This window comes from Leptospira interrogans (assembly GCF_900156205.1).
Lineage (GTDB): Bacteria > Spirochaetota > Leptospiria > Leptospirales > Leptospiraceae > Leptospira > Leptospira interrogans.
Window position 1 is genome coordinate 48,995 of record NZ_FTNA01000010.1, and the last position, 17,319, is coordinate 66,313.

Annotated in this window: 12 protein-coding genes and 1 pseudogene; 5 read left to right on the forward strand and 8 right to left on the reverse strand. The window is 33.4% G+C overall.

Translation table 11 applies throughout. The annotated features are described in order from the left end of the window. Positions 1–25 precede the first annotated feature (25 nt). The 3 genes from BW942_RS10110 to BW942_RS10120 form a co-directional block, all read right to left on the reverse strand. Positions 26–253, reverse strand: coding sequence for a hypothetical protein (locus tag BW942_RS10110; protein WP_000698109.1), 228 nt, complete (start codon positions 251–253; stop codon positions 26–28). 600 nt (positions 254–853) lie between these two features. Continuing rightward, positions 854–1,744: a hypothetical protein gene (locus BW942_RS10115; protein ID WP_000548653.1), complete on the reverse strand. Its 891-nt coding sequence runs from the start codon at positions 1,742–1,744 to the stop codon at positions 854–856. Beyond that, a complete protein-coding gene (locus tag BW942_RS10120) occupies positions 1,737–4,922 on the reverse strand; it encodes a SpoIIE family protein phosphatase (protein WP_000521950.1) in 3,186 nt (1,061 codons plus the stop codon). The genes BW942_RS10115 and BW942_RS10120 overlap by 8 nt, the downstream gene beginning before the upstream one ends. A gap of 139 nt (positions 4,923–5,061) precedes the next feature. Here BW942_RS10120 and BW942_RS10125 point away from each other — a divergent pair, with 139 nt between their 5' ends. Both BW942_RS10125 and BW942_RS10130 read left to right on the forward strand, forming a co-directional pair. Further along, the gene (locus tag BW942_RS10125) at positions 5,062–6,345 is read left to right on the forward strand and encodes a dicarboxylate/amino acid:cation symporter (protein ID WP_001263200.1); all 1,284 of its coding nucleotides are present in this window, start codon (positions 5,062–5,064) and stop codon (positions 6,343–6,345) included. 16 nt (positions 6,346–6,361) lie between these two features. Then, the gene (locus BW942_RS10130) at positions 6,362–7,744 is read left to right on the forward strand and encodes an MATE family efflux transporter (RefSeq protein ID WP_000087371.1); all 1,383 of its coding nucleotides are present in this window, start codon (positions 6,362–6,364) and stop codon (positions 7,742–7,744) included. Positions 7,745–8,191: 447 nt separating this feature from the next. On the opposite strand, the pseudogene BW942_RS22110 reads toward BW942_RS10130, so the two are convergent. The 3 genes and pseudogenes from BW942_RS22110 to BW942_RS10145 all read right to left on the reverse strand — a co-directional run. Then, a pseudogene (locus tag BW942_RS22110) lies at positions 8,192–8,464 on the reverse strand (hypothetical protein); the annotation flags it as partial. Positions 8,465–8,527: 63 nt separating this feature from the next. Continuing rightward, the gene (locus tag BW942_RS10140; protein WP_000347906.1) at positions 8,528–9,943 is read right to left on the reverse strand and encodes an NHL repeat-containing protein; all 1,416 of its coding nucleotides are present in this window, start codon (positions 9,941–9,943) and stop codon (positions 8,528–8,530) included. Beyond that, a complete protein-coding gene (locus BW942_RS10145) occupies positions 9,907–10,800 on the reverse strand; it encodes a site-2 protease family protein (protein ID WP_000497874.1) in 894 nt (297 codons plus the stop codon). The genes BW942_RS10140 and BW942_RS10145 overlap by 37 nt, the downstream gene beginning before the upstream one ends. A 234-nt stretch (positions 10,801–11,034) precedes the next feature. On the opposite strand from BW942_RS10145, the gene cysE reads away from it, so the two are divergent. Next, positions 11,035–11,742: a serine O-acetyltransferase gene (cysE, locus tag BW942_RS10150; RefSeq protein WP_000462634.1), complete on the forward strand. Its 708-nt coding sequence runs from the start codon at positions 11,035–11,037 to the stop codon at positions 11,740–11,742. Between the two features lie 719 nt (positions 11,743–12,461). On the opposite strand, the gene mpl36 is transcribed toward cysE, so the two are convergent. Further along, the gene (mpl36, locus tag BW942_RS10155; RefSeq protein WP_033108072.1) at positions 12,462–13,370 is read right to left on the reverse strand and encodes an RlpA family plasminogen-binding lipoprotein MPL36; all 909 of its coding nucleotides are present in this window, start codon (positions 13,368–13,370) and stop codon (positions 12,462–12,464) included. Positions 13,371–13,476: 106 nt separating this feature from the next. On the opposite strand from mpl36, the gene BW942_RS10160 reads away from it, so the two are divergent. Together BW942_RS10160 and BW942_RS10165 are read left to right on the forward strand one after the other, a co-directional pair. Next, positions 13,477–14,379 (forward strand): tetratricopeptide repeat protein, encoded by a 903-nt coding sequence (locus BW942_RS10160; RefSeq protein WP_000145205.1) that lies wholly within the window; start codon positions 13,477–13,479, stop codon positions 14,377–14,379. Positions 14,380–14,598: 219 nt separating this feature from the next. Further along, positions 14,599–15,687, forward strand: a complete 1,089-nt coding sequence (locus BW942_RS10165) for a tetratricopeptide repeat protein (protein ID WP_000263748.1) — start codon at positions 14,599–14,601, stop codon at positions 15,685–15,687. A gap of 768 nt (positions 15,688–16,455) precedes the next feature. Here BW942_RS10165 and folP read toward each other — a convergent pair. Beyond that, entirely contained in the window at positions 16,456–17,298 is an 843-nt protein-coding gene (gene folP / locus BW942_RS10170) for a dihydropteroate synthase (RefSeq protein WP_000444207.1), read from the reverse strand. Positions 17,299–17,319 lie beyond the last annotated feature (21 nt).

Here is a 17,319-nt window from a genome sequence, read left to right on the forward strand (position 1 = left end):
TTCAAAAAATTTTTTCCGATCTATTTTATTCTTTCAAAACAGGCATTACTTTAGCTACGGGAGTCTTACTTTCAATGATAAAATCAAAATGATTTCGAATTAACGAACGTCTATAAGACCGATTACCCAGAACTATAGAATGCCAATATTTTGCATTCAAACGATACTTTGTAATAAATTCACGATACTTAATTTTATAGATATCCGTATAATTTGAAAAACTGAAATTTTTGGAAGATTTCAAAATCTTCACCTAAATAACAAAAATAAATGCAATTTTTTCAATATTCTATTTCTTTTAAACAGTAAACCAATATTTACAAAATAGAATATATAAACTTTGAGACAAGCTCACTATTTAAATACAAAATTGCAAACGTTCTACCATTCAGTACTTGAATAGGATCTAATTTTTGCATAAAACTGCTGTTCTACGAAGACTTTCTAATTAAAAATTAGAGTATGGAATTAAGTTAATATAACGTGAGTTCGATCTAATTCATTTCTCTGAAAAAAATTTGAATTTGAGTTTTATATACCTAAAATGTGGAAGCTACCGCAAATCACGGCTTTAAGAACAAATTCTAAATTTGTAGGAACTCATACTTTTAAAAAATTCTTTCTTATTTTCTTAAGCCAAACTCACATTATTCATAACTATATAATAAAGTACCTAATATTTTGCATGGAACCAGCGTTTTGCGATAAAATTAATGGTACTCAATTTTATAGAGATCAGTATAAGAATTTGTGAACAGACTCTTATAGTTATTTTTGTGATAAAACAAAATCAAGTTTTAGAACACGTTGTAAGTTCAATTTAAAAAAAAGAAAACAATTTTTTAAAGCTTTATTAAGGCAGCTGTACAAACGTTCCTAAAATAGATTCTTTTTGGAAAGTTTTCCAAGTATAAACTTCGTAAGGCCCTGGAATAACCCAACCTTTCAATAAACTCGTCCAGTTCTTATCTCGAATCGATTTTAATTTTAAGATCACTTCTTTTGTGGTCTTAGGAGAATTCTCAAAAACCAATTTCTTGACGAAATCTCGATAACCCGCAGGACCTAATTCCTTATAAAGAATATATTGAATTTTTAATGCTTTATTATAAAAGGTAGAAGTAGAAGAAGGATTTTTTTCCCTAAAATCAGGATCTAATGGGAAATCTTTTTCTCCTTGAAGACCTTCCTCTGTATTCCATTCTTCTGCGATCGAAATCAATTCTTCTTTTGTAAGATTTATTTTCCTCTCCTTATACAAAACAAAAGGTAAAAAAGAAACCAAACCTTCACTCAACCAAGGCAAATCCGAAAAGTAAAAATGTCCGAGTTCATGAAACAATAACGCAGGATAACCTACAGGAGAAAGATTCGGTTCCATAAAAATTCCACGCACCGATCCTAAATCTCCTGAAATATTATTGTATCCACCTACCCTTGTTCCATTTAAAAGAATTCTATCTTGGACTATTAAAAGAACCTTATATTTCTCGGAAGCCTTTTGACCCTCAAACACGGAAGCGCTCGCTTCGTGGAAGGAAATCCCGGAATAAGATTCCAAAGCCTTAAAAAGGTCAGAAGTTTTATGATAAGCGAATTCATTCCAATTTTTATCTTGGGAATGATTTTGAATTTCAAGGACGAGTTCCCCTCTACTTAGAGGAATTTTTCGAATCCACGCGCGTTTATCAGAATAGAGACTAAAAGAAATTAGGAATAAAATTCCAAATAAAAATTTATGCACGATCTCTTTCGATGAGTTTCAAAAGTCTTTCTCCGTTTTGATTTCCTGGATCCAAGTGTATTAATTTTTTTGCAACTTCTTCGGCCAAATCAAATTGATCCATCAAACGATAAATATCGGAAAGGTTGACTAAATTGGATAAATTTTCCGGTTGAATATCATTTAGTTTTAAACTCGCCTGAAGAGCTTGTTCATATTTTCCTACTTTTTTATTTGCAATCGAAAGATAAAACCAATATTCGTGTAATCCCGGATCGGTTTTGAGATAGTTGTTCAAAACTTCAATTGCAGTTGTATAGTCTTTCCCTTTAAAACTTAAAAGACCTAAAAGTTTATTGATCTTTTGATTTGCCGTATCGTGTGTATATCCCGTTTTGAGAAGCTCAAGAGCTTGATCTACTTTTCCATTTTTATAAAGTTGTTTTGCATCTTCATAGATTATATCAGGATTTAAGGCGACTTCAATTCTATCTCCACCGGTAAACGTCTCTTCTTCCGGTTCATCCGATTTTCTTTCCATCTGGAATTCTACTTTTAAAAGAGAAAGGTCATCCGTTAATTCTCCATGTTTGCGAATTTCACTTTCAATATCTTCTAAGTTTCCTTTACCTTTTTCTACGTTTACGAGAAATAAATTTTCGTCTTCGTTGATTGTTCTTACAGTTTCTTCGGGGGTAAGGTCTATATCGTCCCTACCGTCCGATCCTAATATTAAAACGTCTCCTTTTTTCAATTCGAAAGTTCGTACTTGAAAATCAAATTCAGAATCCAGTCCTAATTTACGAAGTTGTAATCCTTCTTCCAAAAAACTGGCTTTTCCATCTCGATATAAAACCGTAAACGGATGTTCTGCATTGAAATAAAAACATTTTCCAGATTCTTCTTCGATCAAAAAGATCGTCGCGGAAATCACCATACTTCCATTAAACGACTTAAACACCGCATGGATCTCGTTATATACGTCTTCTAACCATTCGGAAGGAGTTTTATCTAAAATTCGATTGTTAGCCGCTGAACGAGCCATAATGGAATTCATTACAACGCCCATCACCAAGGCACCACCCGCACCCTGCATGGACTTGCCCATTGCGTCCCCGTTCATGACCATCGTATAACGTTTATAGTGATCTGGTTTTCCTAAACGTAAATTTCCGGTGATACAAATATCTCCACCTAAATCGGAATGTTTTCCACGGAACTCGAATTGTTTTTTTTGTTTTAACATAAATTCTGAATGTACGAGTTTCGATTTGTTTGCATTATAAAAAAGTGGTTTAGCTAAAAGAGAAGTAAGAAAGTAATCTCCGTCCTGTTGAACTTTTAGTCTTTGGACTTCCTCCATTTTCTCTTGAACTTCCTGAGTCCTCTCTTTTACTTTTTCCTCTAAGTTCTCCGCGTAATCTTGAAGTTCTCTTCTGGCTTGTTTGATAGAAGAAACCATCGAGTTAAAAGAATCCGCCAAAAACCCAATTTCATCTCTCACTTTTACGGGGACTTGAACGTCAAGATCTCCTTTATTTACCTTTTCCACACCGGACAATAAGTTGTTCAATGGATTAACAAGACTACTTTTGAAGAACAATGGAAATAATACAAGAACCACAAAAATCACCGCAAACAAAATGATCGTTTGTTTTACAGAAGTAGGATGTACAAACTCTCTATACCTTTTATAAGAAAAACCTAATTCTACCACTTGTTTTTTAGAAGGAAGATATTTCATAAACGCAACGTGATGTCCAAGCCCGTCTATACTTCTTCTATAGTGTCTGGTTTCTGCAGGTTTAAAATAACTGAAGTATTTTAAAAATTCTGCTTTCAACTCTTTACCTGAAAGTTCCTTTCCTTTCCAGTTACATCCTTCTAGATTTTTCAAAATCCCGTTTCTATACGATTCCAAGTCCTTATTCTTTTCTAAATAAGACTTTCCTTGTTCACAAAAAGAATCAGAATTAATTCCCTGAAGTTTATTAGTATTTACGAAAGCGTCTTTATTTAGTTTTTCTGCATATTTCAAAAGTTCTTTTTTTAGATCTTTTGTATTTAAAGAAGAATTTTCTTTTACGAAATTATAAATGGTGTCTTTGTGGCCCGCAAAATATTCCGGCGATTCATCTAAGATAATTTTCAAATTTTCACGGAAACGATCTTCTTTTAAAGACGCAATTTCTTCGTAAATCAACGTATTTTGTAAGTCAACTTTAACAAGGGATAAATCCAATCCGTATTTCGGGTCGTAATCATCTGTGATCAACTCGCCGGTTCTTTCATCGTATCGAAGCGTATATTGTACCTCGCCGTTACCACGACCGCTCTCTAAAACCCTTTCGGCGTTTACAATATTCAAACTATCGTATTCTGATTCTTTATCCTGGTTAGAGATAAATACAAGAGCCTGCATAATCAAACAAATGGTAAATAACGTGATACCCACGATCTTAACCATAAAAGTAGTTCTTTCGGTGCTATTATTGATAAAAGCGATAACCACAACGGAAAAAGCCGCAATAAAAAAGATAACGTTGGAAGTCATGTATGTGGATCTTTCCATATAACCGTCTCGACTTAAAACGTTTGAAATATTCGGATAAAACGCAGCGATCATAAACCCGATAGAAAATAAGAAAATCGCAAATTTTTTCTTTTCTTTATCTGTAATGATTCTCCAAGAAGGAATGATAATAAAAGCGATAACGGAATAAAAGGCGATGATAAACGCAAGATACTTGCTTGCAATCAACGCGTTAAAATCCCAATGATGAGCAGTAAAATGATATATCTTTTCGGAAATAGCAGTAAGATAAATAAAAAAACAAGCAACAATAAATCCCAGGATGTGTTGGAATACCATCATCCAAAACCCAAACTTTCGATTGTTATTGCTCGGGTAACGGATAAAAAATTGAGTAAAGTGCGTGATTGTAGGTAAAATTAAACAACCAGTCAACCATCTATGATAAGCCGCGATCGGATGATAATAAAACGCAGCCATGAAATATCCGATTTCAAAAAGACCAAATGTAAAAAAAGCAACTCCGAGATGAAACGTAGCGACCGTTTTTCTTTTTAAACTAAGAAAAAAAGCGGCGAGAAAAAAAGTTGTAATCGTTACTAAAAGACTTCCAAAAGAATAATAATTGAAGAGAATCAAATCTGATCTCAGAAAATCTAATCCCATAATCTATAAGTCCGTTTTTCTAATTCTTTATTTGTTTCGAAAAAATAGGGCTTCATTAAAATCTCGAAAACGGCTTTAATAATTCACACCAAAACTAAAAATCAATAGAAAAAATAAGGAATCAAAAGAGTTTTCCAATATGCGAGTTTTCGAGAAACTAACTTCCCTTAATATCAAGATCCTAAGTAGTTTGAAAGAAAAACTTTGGTTAAAAATCTTCGTTGGAATGTTAGCTGGAATTCTTACTGGGGTTTTACTTGGTTCCGATTTATCTTTGGTAGATAGAAACACCGCACAACTTACCACTTCTTGGCTCATTATACCCGGACTTATATTTATCAACCTTTTGCAGATGATTATGATACCCTTAATTTTTTCTTCTATTATTCTCGGAATTTGTTCCGCCGAAAATTTAGAGAATATTAAGAAACTAGGAATCAGAACCTTAATTTATTTCGTTTTTACAACCTTCATCGCAGTTACAATTGGGATTACGTTAGCACTTTGGTTAAAACCCGGAAAGTCAGCGGTCCAAATTCAAACCACTTTCAGTTCCAAAGTTCCAGCTCCGGCTGAAATCCCATCTTTAGATAAATATCCAGAGTTATTGATGTCATTCTTTCCGAAAAATCCGTTTCTATCGATCACTCAGGGAGAAATGTTAAACGTAATCGTATTTTCAATTTTACTTGGAATTGCAATCCTTTCTGTTTCAAAAGATTTATCAAAACCAATTTTGACAATATTGAATTCAGTTTTTCAGATTAGTATGAAAATTGTACATTGGGCGATGGTTCTAACCCCTTTCGCCGTTTTCGGTTTAATGACAAAAGCGATTTCTTCTATTGGCATAGAATTGCTAGTTACCTTAGGCGTTTATATGAGCGTCGTTTTATTGGGACTTCTTTTAATTATTGGAGTTTATTCGATTATCCTTATTTTTTTAGCAAGAAGAAGCCCGATTGACTTTTTCACTAAAATTGCAGGTTTACAATTACTAGCATTTTCAACCTCAAGTTCAGCAGCTGTAATGCCCGTTTCAATTCAAACCGCAACTGAAAATTTAGGAGTAAGAAAAAACATAGCAGAGTTTATCATCCCGGTCGGAGCAACGATTAACATGGATGGGACCGCACTTTATCAGTCAGTAGCTACAATATTTTTAGCGCAGTATTTTGGAATCGAATTGGCCCCAGCTCAATTGGTATTTATTCTTTTTGCGACTGTCGGAGCATCAATTGGAACCCCAAGTACCCCAGGTATTGGAATTGTAATTTTAGCCACAATTCTTTCAGGACTAGGCATTCCGACAGAAGGGATTGGAATCATTTTAGGAGTAGATCGTTTTTTAGACATGTGTAGAACGACTATTAACGTTACGGGGGACATTACGGCATCCTGTGTAATGGATAAGATGACTTGATTGGGATATCAAAAATTTGTCCCGAAAAGAACTTAACACTTTGTTACCTAAAGATCTCTCGATAAGTATTGAAACACGTCATAAGTTTTACAAACTTACATTCTACAACATTCTTGCAAATATCACGGTTCCTCTTACTGGTATAGTAGATACATCTATATTAGGGAATCTTAATACCTATGTTTTCATGGCGGGAGCTGCTTTATCCGGAATTCTTTTTGATTTTATGTTTTGGATGTTCGGTTTTTTAAGAATGGGAACCACAGGTTTAACTGCACAGGCAGTAGGAGAAAAAAATGAAAAAGAATCTATTTTCATTTTGGTTCGATCAATTTCTTTAGCTTGTTTTTTCGGAGCGATGATTCTAATTTTTTCTCCTTGGATTCGAGAAATTGGATTTCAAATTTTGGAAGGAAGTTCCGAAGTCAAAATGGCGGGAATTTCATACTTTGACGCTAGAATTCCGGGTTCGATTGCGGTTCTTTGTAATTACGTTTTTACGGGCTGGTTTTTAGGAAGAGGAAAGAGCTCGGTCGTATTGATTGCAACCGTAGTTGGAAACGGAATCAATGTTATTTTAGATGTTTGGTTTATTTTCAAATTAGGTTGGGAAGCTTATGGAGCAGGTTTAGCCACAAGCATCAGTCAATTTGGAATGTTGTTAATTTTTATATTTTTATTTTTTATAGAATTAAAAATTCAGAATATTTCAAAATTCTTATTCTTAAATAATAAAAATTTATTTTCAGTCCAAGGTTTTTCTTCCCTTCTCCATCTCAATAAGGACATCTTTTTGAGAACCTTTTTTCTGATTATTACATTTAGTATATTTCGAAATTTTAGTTCGGAAGCGGGTACAGAGATTTTAGCGACAAATTCAATTTTGCTTCAACTGATACTTGTCAGCGCTTATTTAGTAGACGGTGCAGCGTTTGCTACGGAAAGTTTAGCCGGAAATATATACGGTAAAAAAAATTGGAAACTACTTAAAGAACTTCTTTATTTAGCTTTTTATAATTCTATTTTTTTTACTTCCATTTTTCTTGGTTCTGTTTTTTTGTTTCCCAATTTTATTTTCGGAATGATTACAAAAAGTGATAAGGTATTATCTCTATTAATAGACTATAGATTCTGGTTGTTTCCTGTATTAGAAGTCGGAGCAATAGCATTTATTTTAGACGGTTTTTTTATAGGACTTACAAAAGGAAAAATTCTCCGTAATTCTATGTTGATAAGTACCGCTTTTTTCTTTTTTCCAATTGTTTATCTTGGAAAAATTCAGAAGGACAATCACCTTCTTTGGCTTTCTCTAGTTTTATTCATGGTTGGAAGAGCTTTAACTTTATCCTTTCAAGCAAAAAAAATTTTTGAAAATTCTAAACTACAAAACGTAAACTAACATGAGTTTGGCGTAAAATGGAAAAAAGATCTTATAATTAACGTGAATTCGTGAAGAAATCTATGATTCTGAAAAAATTAGAATCTGAACCTGCAAATTTTTTTCTAAAATATAGGAACTACCACAGAAAGCTTTCTCCTTCCCTCGAAATCTGACCTCTATCCACTAAAATACTTTTAGAAAATTAGAAAGCGACTCCTATATTGATAATACATGATTACTCATCGAGCATACCTAACAGAGCTTTACAATAAAAATTAGAGAAGTTAAAAAATGAATTTTTCATTTTGTTTCTGTTTCATGAAATAGTCGATTGAAGCAGTTTTGTTAATCGCCGCTATGGAATTTTTCAAAAACTCTATTACTAAACTCTCGTTGTAACTACTGCATTCTTAGAATTTTCTTCCCGGCATTAATATAAAAAATAATATTATAAATACAAAAATTCTAATATAACATTTCCAACTGTTTATATATCTTATCTGGCTCTCTTAAGAATAAATTATAATTTTTTTCCTCCGTATCACATACATTTAAGATATTCAAACTGTAAAACCATTCACCTGTGTCCGTATGCCTGCCGTTATATAGGATTCTTCCGAATTTATTAAAAAAAATATCAAAAGCTTTTTCATGTAAAAATCCAAACGTCTTTCCGTAGCGTATCGGATTTCCGCAATTTTTAGAATATAAAAAATATAAATTGTATTTAGAATTTTTTATCGTTTTACACTGAACACAGTTTATATTACATTATTTATAACTTATTCAAAAGTTACGGAATCACTCTAAAATTACCTGAATTTCAGCCGGAAGATTTTTCCATTCTTCAGAACCCCTACTTTTGTAAAAAACAGGGGATTGAATATCGTTCCAACTATCAGCTCGAAATAGATCGATACTTTCTTCTCCCTTTTTAAATACACGAGAAGATTCGTCCGAAGAAGGTTTCACATTTTGAATAGGAGCCCATCCAAAACCAGGAATATAAACATCCATCGTGTCTTTGAAAGAAACAGAATTTGAACTTGCAATAAAAGCAGTATATTGAGAACGAACAGGAACACCCGAATCCAAAAGACTTTTTTTTAAGGAAGGTATGGTATTTCTAAACAACCTAGCATCAAAAATTTTATCTACGTAATAAGAATTTTTCTGAGTTTCAATTGGTCCGTCTTTTAAAAAAAGTTTTAAATCATCTCCTACTTTCTCTTTTTTTTCCAAAAATTCATCCGTCACGTAATAACGGATATTTTGAGTCCGAACTTCAAAAGAATATTCTAATGTTTGTTTACCTTTGGAATCATCCACACCAAGGACTTTTACAAACGCTTTTTCACTTCCGATAAAATCCTGTTTAAATCCAGTTTGAGCCATTTTTAAATTTCGAATTCTTTGGTGTTCCGTCGTGGGTGGTTGAAAAATTCCAAGAGAACCTCCCGCGATCGATATTTCATTTAACGAAAAAGTTAACCTAACTTTCATTAGACGAATAGTTTCTCCGGAAGCAATAAAACGATCTGTCTCTACAAAAGAAACCTTTCGAACTTCTTTTCCAGCTCGATCGATTACAAAAATTTTACTTCCTAAAAAAACAATTCCTCTGATTTCTTTAGAAGGTGTTTTGATGGAACCAGTAATCGCTCCATTATCCGGATTGTATCGATAGATATTTCCATCGGAAGAATCTGAAACCCAGATAGAATCCCTTGCAAAAACTAAATCCCTAGGTTGAGCCCGGTCCGTTAAAAAACCTCCGATTAATTTTCCGGTTGCTTTGTCCAAAATGGAAATTTTTCCGTTCTCTTGATCTAAAATATAGAGTAGGGAATTAATACTTGCAACCCCGGCAATTTTTTCGATCGGAACCGGAATTCTTTCTGTAACACCGCCTGTATTGGGTTCTACCTTTAAAATAAGTTTTCGTCCGGCCACAAAAATCCTTCCTTCACGAGAATCAAAATTAATTCCTGTAAGAAAAGGAACGTTCAATGAAAACGATTCTTGTTTTCCATTTGGATCAACTCGATATAAAGATCTATGTGTAGAGTCTAAATACCAAAAATTTGTACCGTCGTATGTGAAACCGTATGCGTTTTCCGTAAGTTTGATTTCTTGATCTTGGTCAAAAACCGGAGTCGAAATTACGACCAGAACAAGGATTAAAGATCTGAATAAACCGATTTGAGAGAAGTCCATATTTCCTCAGCAAGACCAGGCCGATTTATATCCGTTCCAAATTGGATGGGAGAAGGTACAAAGATGAAGATCAACGTAAATAAAATCAACAGACCACCAATCTTTCGAACTCGATCCAATGGAACCGCCGAGTCAGGAACAAAAGGATGTTCTATTTTTATGATGAAATAAATCAGGAAACCCCACAGTAACCAGGAAAAATTCCACAGACATAGAAACAAAAAACAAATAAAAAGATAATAAATCCAATTTCTATATTTTTCACCAAAAACGGAATAAATCACGTGACCACCATCTAATTGACCAAACGGAAGTAAATTGATCGCCGTTACAAGAAGTCCAACCCAACCCGCCTGAGCCAAAGGATGAATCCAGACGTCTTGAATGGCAGGATTAAAAGGTCCTAAAATCCATTGATTTACGAAAATCGTAAAAATAGATTCCCCAAAAGAAATGATTCCTGGATTTCCTTTTACACTTTCCATAGGAACCAAAGAAGACATATAAATTCCTACCACATAACAAGGTACGGAAAGAATCAAACTCATAAGAGGACCCCAGATCCCTATGTCAAAGAGTTGCTTTTTATTCCGGATTGGTTCCAGAATTCGAATGACCGCACCCATAGTTCCAATAGGGGCTAATGGAATTGGTATAAAATACGGCCAGGTTACTTGAATACCGTAATAACGGGCTGCTAAAAAATGCCCCATCTCGTGAGCGAAAAGAATTATAATCAAAGAAAGAGAATAAGGAAGTCTAAGAAAAAATAATTCCTTTAAAGATTCAGCCGATAAGAAAGGGATCTTGAAAAATTCACTCTGAAATGTGAGAGTCAAAAAGGTTAATACAAACAAAATTATGTGTGTTGAAAATTTATATTGTTTCAAATTTATATTCTATTCTTCTTAGAAAGAATCCTCTTTACATCATATCACGAATTTTGAACCTTTTCCTTAACAGTTCTTGTTCAAACCAAATACTTTACAGGTATGATAATTTTTAAAATTTATCTTCCCAAGTTTTTGAAAAAGAATGTCGAATTGTTTCAGAAAGGTTAATTGTAGTTTTGGGAAAATGGAGATTAACATTTGTTTGAAAATATTAAATTTATAAGGAAATATGATCCCGCTGCTAAGTCTTACTTAGAAATTGTACTCTGTTATCCCGGTTTACATGCCCTCTGGTTTCATAAACTGGCTCATTTTCTTTATAGGATGAAACTCCCTTTAATCCCAAGGATGATCAATACTTTTTCCAGATTTATTACTGGAATCGACATTCATCCCGGAGCAAAAATTGCAAACGGGATTATGATCGATCATGGACACGGAGTTGTAATCGGCGAAACCGCCACAATCGCAAAAGGGTGTTTAATTTACCAAGGTGTTACTCTTGGGGGTACTGGAAAAGAATCTGGAAAACGTCATCCGTCTTTACTCGAAAACGTAGTGGTAGGCGCAGGCGCTAAAATTCTTGGAAATATTACGATCGGAAAAAACGTACGTGTAGGTGCTGGATCCGTAGTTATGAGAGACGTTCCACACGATAGTACGGTAGTCGGAATTCCTGCCAAAGTAGTTCGCTCTAAAATGCCAATCGGCGAAGAAGGCGAACACATGTTGGATCATAACGAAATTCCGGACCCGGTCGCTAAAGTATTTTCTATCCTACTTGAAAGAATAGAAACTCTTCAAAAAGAAGTGCATTCTATAGATAAGAGCGGGATTCATTCCGTTAAGTCAAACGACAATCTGGAAGAAATTTTAGATGAATTTATACACGGCGGAGGAATTTAAAGATCTATTTTGAAAATTTACGATTCTAAATTATTTAACGTGAGTTTGACGTAAAAAAATCTGGGCGAATCCGGCTGTCTATGGCAGCCGGACCGGGCTCTCAGCTCTGGTCAAGTTATTGTAAAACTCCAGAATTAGATTAAATTTTTATAAAATACCAATAACTTAACCTCGCATCGATCCCTTTCGCATTATGCCGAATTCACGTTATTTAGATCAAATAAGCGCGGATTTATTTTAAAATTCACATTATATATTTATTATGTAGCCAAATCTGAAAAAGAGCAAAGGATCAAATCGCGAAGAAAGGTAATATTGATACGATCCTCTTCTTTGTCTTTGAGAAAATTCGAATCATTTTGTAATCGTGTTTGAGATTAAAAAGAACTGCCTTAATAGCAGATTTTCTCAAAAAAAGTAATTACTCCTAGGCATATGAAAATAATACCAAGTTATTAACGGCCAAATTTGCGAAAAAAATAACGATACTTAAAAATACCGCAAATTCGGGATTTACGACATTTTAGAACAGGCCAAAACATTCAAATTTTTGAAACAATCTAATCCAAGTATTCTATTTATACGTCCGAGTAATAATTGCGAAACAATCACAATCTGTAAGAACTTTAAAATATAAACTCTTACAATCTAAGAGAAACCCCGCAAAAAGTTACGGGGTTTACTAACGAGGAAACAATTTTTTTAAAATTTAAAGGTGGTTATTTTTTCGGAATGAAACAGTCAATTCCATCGTTTTTTAATTTCGATTTCAACGATTCCGCCTCAGTTCTGCTTGCGAAATCCCCTAACTGAATTACAAATAAACCATCTCTTGTAAATAGGAAAGTTTTTTCACCGTATTCTTGTCCAAGATTAGATTTATAAGATTCAGCTCTAGATTGTTCCCGAAAAACACCTACTTGAACCGTATATCCTTTAGGAGCACCTTTGATATACTTTCCACCGGCAATCGGTTTGTTTTGATAATCCGATTTTTGAGGATTTAGTTTTTCAGGTTTTCCATCTTCTAAAAGAGCTTCTTCATCGTCAGAATTTTCGAGATCTTCGGATTCTTCGTTTGCAGCTCCTCCACGTTTTACTACTTTAATACCTACTTTAGCAATACCTACATCTTTAAAATCTAAAGTATCTGCAGCTTTTTCAGAAAGATCAATGATTCTATCCTTTACAAAAGGTCCTCTATCGTTGACACGAACTATAACTTCTTTTTGGTTTTCTAAATTTTGAACTCTAATGATGGAACCTAAAGGAAGTGTTGGATGTGCAGCAGTTAGTTTTGTTTTATCAAATTTTTCTCCGCTTGCCGTTGGTTTACCGTGAAACTTTGCGCCATACCAGGAAGACATTCCAACTTCGTCAAAATCTCCAGAAGAATTGGTTTTTTCAGGTGGTTGAGCTTTTGCATACTTTTCAACACTCAATTCTTCTTCGAAAGATCTACGTGCAGGTTTTTGAGAAACGAAATTTGAATTAGAATCCATCGGAATAATTTCTTTTTCAAAAAAAATCTCCGACGGATCTCCAGAAGCGCTGACGCTTCGTTTAGACTCTACCGACGCACAAGACGTAAAAATGATCAGGGCGGTTAAGATTGCTATTTGTTTCATAGTTTCCTCGGTCCTATTGATTCCTTTAAACAAATCGGTTGATCTGGAAAAAACCATTACAACTTTTTGAGTCGTCCGGGATAGAAATGATTCCGATAGTTATACTATGACAGGAGCGGATATAGGCAAAAGATTCAACCAAGCTTTGAACTTAGAAAAAGAAGGCAAATATCCAGAAGCGATTTTACTTTATGAAGGTTTAATTCAATCCCAACCAAAATACCAAAAGTCTTATTTAAATTTAGGAGCGCTTTATTCTAAACAAGGTAACTCCAAAAAAGCGATTGAGATCTATCAAAAAGCCCTACAGGTTGGAAAATCACCTGAACTTTACTATAACATTGGAATCGAACTTTATAGAAGTGGTGAAACAGAAACTGCAATTCGATCTCTTAAAAAATCTTTAGAAATTGAAAAGAAATTTTTAAAGTCACATATTCTACTTGCGTATTGTTATAGACAACTTGAGAAGGATGATAAAACAGAACTTTATCTTACCAATGCGATTCGGTTAGATCCTAAAAATCGAATGGCGCTTACAGCTCTTGCAACTCTATATTTTGAAAAAGAACGTTGGAAAGAATGTCTTGAAGCGGCCAACAAAGTAAGCAAACTTTTTCCGAACGATTCTAGAATGCAGGTGCTTCTTTCTGAAGTTCATACTCGTCTAGGAAATTTTAAACAGTCTTTTGAAATTCTTAAACAAGCGACTTCACAATCGAAAGGATTTACTCGTTTTTTAGACACAATCGAAGAATTCAAAAAAAATCCAGAAGAAGCAGCTTTCTTTGATTCATTAGAAAAGCTTACAAAAAATAAATTGAACGAATTTCGATCAAAATTTGAAATGAGTCAGGAAAATCCAGAAGACTTCTCTCCCCCAAACCCTCAGGATGCACTTGATCTTTCTTTGATGTATTTATTCCATGGTGACAAAGAGCGAGCTCTAAAATACATGCTCTATGCACAAAAACAATTGGAAGAATCAAATTCACAAAACGATGTCTGATTTTGATCTATTCAAAAACGAATTTTAGAAAAACGTTAAGTATTAGTCCCTACATTTTTGAATGATAAGATGATATTTTATAGTAAGACAAAGTTGTATAAGAGTTTTCATATTTTACAATATTTAAGAAACAACTACAGTAAACTTAAAAAACGATTTTTTTTATCATTCGTTCGGATAAGACTTTTTTCATTAAAGATCTGTTGCAAAATTCAGAAAATGTGGGAACTCATACGGGAATTTACTATCGAAAAAATAATTCAAAATTGTAAAACGAGCTTTATGAGACGTAATCTGTGGGAACTACCACGTTTTTCTTTTCGAATTTTAAAATGCACCTTACCATTTTTTATCATTTCCCTTTTTCATTTTTGTATTTATCCAATTCGAGAGGCGGAAGTCTTAGAAACGGATGTTTCATTTTTATATTTGAACTCTACTGAATTTCCACAAAACGAATTAGAAAAAATGAATTCGATTTGGAAAGTAAGAAAGCTTAGAGACAAAGGAACTACAGCGGAAGATAAAAATAATTTGGGAATTTTATTTGCAAAAAATTCGCTTTTGGATGATGCAGAATCGTTTTGGAAAGAGTGTATGAAAATTTCAGAATCAAATCCAGTATGTTTTTCAAATTTGATTCGAATGTATTATTTAATCGATGAATACGAAATCTCAAAAAAAGAAATTTCTATTTATCTAAAAACTGCAAAAAAAGAACAAATTCAGCAGGTCAAAAAATTACTCACAAATCAGAATCGGAAAGAAGAAACCATTTTACTTTTAGACGTTCAATCTAAAATCCCAGGTATGGAAGTAGTATCTTGGGACGAATTGAGTACATATTTTCTCGAAAAACAAGATTACGAAAAAGCGTATTTTTATTTGGAAAAAATTTTAGAAATCAATCCATATCATAAAAACGCTCGTGCTTCTATGGTTCTTTTAGCTCATGATCTGGAAAAATGGGACGATCTTTTAATGTTCGCAATGAATCTTAATTCTACGGATGATAAGATTCCGGATTTAAATTATTATATTGCAAAAGCATATTATGAAAAACGAAATTACTCCGAAGCTCTGGAATGGATTCGAAAATCCCCCGAATCCGAAAGAGAAACTCTTTCGTTTATAGAACTCTGGAAAAAAATTTTACTTTCGGTAAATCCGAACTCGGACTTACATCCGATTCTTACTTATATTAAAAAAATGCAAGCCAAGGGTATACAAATTAAAGAAGAAGACGTTCTGCCAACTCTCAATCCTTCCGGAAAAAAAACGATCGAAGATATTAAAGTAGGAAGATAAATACTTAGAACTATAAAATAAAGCACCCAGTACTCTGCGCTGAAGCAGTATTTTGTAATAGAAATTTACTGCATGTCCCAACGTGAGTTTGGCAAAAAATTTATAATTCTGAAAAAAGCTGGAATCTGAACTCTACAGATTAATCCTTTAAATGCAGAACTACCGCAATTTATAAAATAGAAGTTTATAACACTTGAATCTGTCGTATTCAAATTCAAGTGTGGAAACAAACTACTGTAGATTACGATTTTTAGGAGCAAATTCTAAAATTGTAGGAACTCATACTTTTACTTTTAGAAAATTTTTTTACACCGAGTTCACGTTAAAATAGGATTTAAATTTTGACGATAACCGCAAAACAGCGATTTTGTGCAAAAATCTGATTAATGATTCTTTTATATTCCATAGTAATTCCCACAATTTACAAAGTTTAACTGTAAATCCATGATTTGTGAGAGTTCCCACATCTATTTTTTACGAAAAAACTGACTAAGATAAAACGGATTTCTTAGATCGAATTTACTTTAATTTTACTTTATCGAAAAACTTACTACTCAGCGCATAAAAATAATACTTATGCTGATGTGAGACCTTCTTCTAAAAATTAACAAATCCGGATTAAACGCCATTTTTTGAAAACTTCCACATCCTTGGTAAAATCGATTGTTAATTTTCGATACTGTTTTTATACGTCGGGTAGTAAACTGGATAACCTAAACGTCTCGCTTCCTCATTGAAGCCGAACGGATTTTGATCCTGCCATAACAATTACTTATTCATTAAATTCCAAATTTTCAAAGCTTGTTTTAAATTTTTAGGTTCATGAGTTCGGATATATTCTACATTTTGAATACATAAATAAAGTTCGGCAATTACGGTAGGAATTTCTCTTTCTTCTACTTTCAAACCTCCGAGCGCATTTCCTAAAAATGATTTTTTTGTAACCGAAACCATCATCGGAGAAAACTCTTCCTGGAGAGTTTTAATTTTTTTTAATACTTCAAAACTCACCTGAAAATCAGAACTGAGAAAAAAACCCATTCCAGGATCAAAGATCAATTGCTCTTGTGCAATTCCCGCGTTTAATAAAATTTTTTTTCTTTCACGAAAAAACCGTACAATTTCTAAAATTACATTATTTGGTGTTAGATGTGATTTTGTTTCCGCACGATTGGAATGATTATGAGAATACATCAAAATAAACTTTCGATTGGTTCTGGCATATTTGGAAATCTCTCGAATAGATTCTTCATCTACAAAGCCTCGGATATGATTAATAAATTCCACACCCGCAGATAAAGAATTAGCAATTACTTGAGGTTGAAAAGAATCTACGGAAATACGAACTCCTTTTGCAACCAAATTGGAAATTAACTCCTTCATTCTTATCCATTCGATTTCGGGACCGATCAAACTTGCTTGAATATTAGAAGACTGAGCGCCTATATCAATTACATCTGCGCCTTGGTTTAACAGAGAATTTGCTTTTTCAGAGGAAGATTTAAAAGTAAGATACTTTCCTCCATCGGAAAATGAATCTTCGGTAATATTCAATACCCCAAAGATCTTTGTAGAATAACTTGAAGAATTCGAATCTTGTTTACTTTCCATCTTTAAAAACTTAGATATAAG